At 41.7% G+C, this 3,464-nt stretch carries 2 protein-coding genes; one reads left to right on the forward strand and one right to left on the reverse strand.

Annotation, left to right across the window (positions count from 1 at the left end; genetic code table 11):
* Window positions 1–2,994 (forward strand): HYR domain-containing protein (locus ACTIEV_RS15435; protein ID WP_439516808.1); only part of this gene is annotated, 2,994 nt, incomplete at its 5' end.
* Between the two features lie 239 nt (window positions 2,995–3,233).
* Here the strand turns inward: ACTIEV_RS15435 and ACTIEV_RS15440 are convergent.
* Window positions 3,234–3,464: GIY-YIG nuclease family protein (locus tag ACTIEV_RS15440; protein WP_439516809.1), on the reverse strand; the 231-nt coding region annotated here is incomplete at its 5' end.

Here is a 3,464-nt window from a genome sequence, read left to right on the forward strand (position 1 = left end):
ACCTGGGATGATTTGCAGAACACAACGCTTAACAAATGGATCGTAGAATTTAATACGATCATTACTACAAGCTTCCCCGGCTATACAAGAATCGGAGAGTTTGGTGGACATACCTACTATGTATCTACCAGTACAGCTACCTGGATCAATGCCCGTTTATCTGCACAATCCATTGGCGGCGATCTGGTTTCGATTAATACACAGGCTGAGAATAGTTTTGTTGCCTCTTCTGGTATTGCATGGGTAGGGGGATATCAGGATCTTAGTGATTCGAAATACATTGAACCAGGCAATGATTCGCAGAATTATGGAGGATGGAAATGGGTAGATGGAACAAGCATGTCTACACCAAAAATTACGATTACGCAAACAGCCGGATTACCATCAGGTTCTGTATTCCCAGTGGGTGTTACCACGAATACATTTGTTGCGAGGGATGAATCAGGCAATGAAAGCACATGTAGCTTCACCGTAACTGTACGTGATGTACAACCACCGGTGATCCATTGCCCTGCAAATATTTCAGTTACTGCTACTAGTGCCGGCGGTGCAGTGGTGAATTATACGACACCTGTAGGTACAGATAATTGTAGTGGCGCCACAACCGTAAGAACTGCAGGTCTTGCCAGCGGATCCACTTTCCCAATTGGTACCACAACAGTTACTTATCGTGTTACCGATGCGGCAGGATTATCAACACAGTGTTCATTTACCGTAACGGTAGTAGGAGTGGCACCTGTGATTAGTTGTCCGGCTAATATTACAGTGAATGCAGCCGTTGGCACCTGTGCAGCTAACGTGAATTTCGCTGCAACAGAAACAGTAGGCATTCCGGCATCTAGTATTACTTATACAATTGATGGTAATCCGGTAGCATCTGGAGCAAGCTTCCCTGTAGGAACCACAACTGTTGTAGCTACTGCTACCAATGCAGTAGGATCCTCAAGCTGTTCATTTACAGTAACAGTAGTGGACAATCAAAACCCAACTATCACAGCACCTGCAGATGTTCAGGGCAATAATACAGCCGGACTTTGTACTGGAACTGTAACATTGGGTGCACCTGCAACAGGTGATAATTGTGGTGTAGCATCTGTTACAAATGATGCTCCAACTACAGGCATATTCCCGATAGGTTCTACTACGGTAATATGGACTGTAACAGATATTCATGGAAATAAGACTACAGCAACACAAACTGTAGTAATAGTAGACAATGAAAAGCCAACTATCAGTGTGACAGATGTAAACGTTAACAATGATGAAGGTAAGTGTGGTGCAAGTGTTGTAATTGCTCAACCAGAAACCGATGATAATTGTGGAGTAGCTACTATTTCAGGAGTACGTAGCGATAATCAATTGCTGACAGCAGATTACCCAGTAGGTACTACAACCATAACATGGACTGTTAGAGATGTGAATGGTAATCATACAACTACTACTCAAACGATTGTAGTTGCAGATAACGAAAAACCAACCATCAGTGTAACGAATGTAAACGTTAATAATGATGCGGGTAAGTGTGGAGCAAGTGTTATGATTGCACAGCCAAGTACCGCAGATAATTGTGATATTGCTTCTGTTGTGGGTGTACGTAGTGATCATGCATCATTAAGCGCTGAATATCCAGTAGGTACAACAACCATAACTTGGAAAGTCACAGACATACATGGTAATGATGCAACTACTACTCAAACAGTTGTAGTGAATGATACCGAGTTGCCGGTGGTGAAGACAAACAATATCGTTGTTCAGTTGGGTGCGAATGGACAGGCTTCGATTACTACATCGCAGATCAATAATGGATCAACTGATAACTGTACCATTGCAAGTATAGTATTGGATAAAATGAATTTCAACTGTAGCAATGTAGGAGAGAACACCGTATTGTTAACAGTAACAGATATACACGGAAATATTGCTTCTGCAAATGCAACAGTCACTGTACAGGATAATATACTTCCAACAGTGGTTACCCAACCTGTTACAGTTACATTAGTAAATGGTGCTGCATCTGTTACAGCGGCACAGATCAATAACGGCTCATTTGATAATTGTGGAATTGCCACCATGACCGTTTCTCCTGCCAACTTCAACTGTAACAATATCGGTAGCAATACTGTAATACTTACTGTAACCGATGTGAATGGCAATACGAATACGGCATCAGCTACTGTAACGGTAGTTGGACAATTGCCAAGCTGTTCTATTACTTCGGTACCAACCAGCAATGTGTTTACAGGTGGTAATCCGAATAATATCTATCTGGGTTATGGTGCGCAGAGTACGGTATTGAATGTGGCAGCAACCGGTGGTAGTAGTTATACTTACCAGTGGAGTGGTACTGCAACACAAATGTTGAGTAGTACAACTGCTGCAGCACCTGTATTCACACCAACAGCACCGGGTAATTATACATTCACGGTTACTGTTACCAATAACTTTGGATGTACTTCAACCTGCACAATTACGATCTGTGTGAAAGATATCAGAGTGCCTGGTACAGGATTGAAGGGAAGTCCGGCTAAAGTGTATATCTGTCACCTGCCTCCGGGTAATAAGAGCAATCCTCAGACCCTGGAGATCAGTGTGAATGCAGTCGCTACCCATATTGGCAAACATGACGGCGACAGACTTGGAACCTGTGCAATGACACCATGTGCAGAGCCTGCACCAACAACTGTTTCCAATGCGCTGATTTCAAAAGCAGTAGTGGAAGGTGAGTCTAAAGCGAGTACGAATGAAGAGCTGAAGGTAACTGTGATGCCAAATCCAAGTGCAACTTACTTTACATTGAAACTTGAAAGCAAATATGATGCTCCGGTTAATATGAAAGTAGTGGATGTATTGGGAAGGGTAGTAGACAACAGGGTGAAACTGGGTTCAAACGCAACTGTTGAAGTAGGTCACAACTACCAATCAGGAACTTACTTTGCAGAGTTTATCCAGGGTAATAGAAGAAAAGTAGTACAGCTACTCAAAATCAAAAGATAATCATTTGTAACCCCTCAAATGATAAAGAAAAGGGTTCGTCTGTGATGACGAGCCCTTTTTCATTTTGATATGATCGTGTTGTAAAATCTTAAATCTTCTGATTTTTTTAAGTAGGGGCATAAAAAAAAGTTAACTATTTAGTTAACCCTTTCTTTCTTGTGACCGCGTTATCCGCGGTTGCGGAAAACCTAAAACCTTCTGATCCGTAGTCGTGATGCTTCCGCCTGAGGCGGATTGAGCTATGCAGATTTATTGATGATTTGTTTTAACCATTCACGTCCCTTACCTGATTTGAAAAATTTTTCTCTAGCCATAGCCTCACTTCTGGTTGAAAATGTTTCATGGTATACGAGAAACCATGGTCTGTATTTCTTAGTAAATGCAACGAGTCCTTCATTATGTTGAATAATTCTTAACTCAAGATTCGAAGTAGACCCTTTGTACAAGATATTCTTCTGTTGTGATTGTAA

The organism is Sediminibacterium sp. (genome assembly GCF_051861365.1).
GTDB lineage: Bacteria > Bacteroidota > Bacteroidia > Chitinophagales > Chitinophagaceae > Sediminibacterium.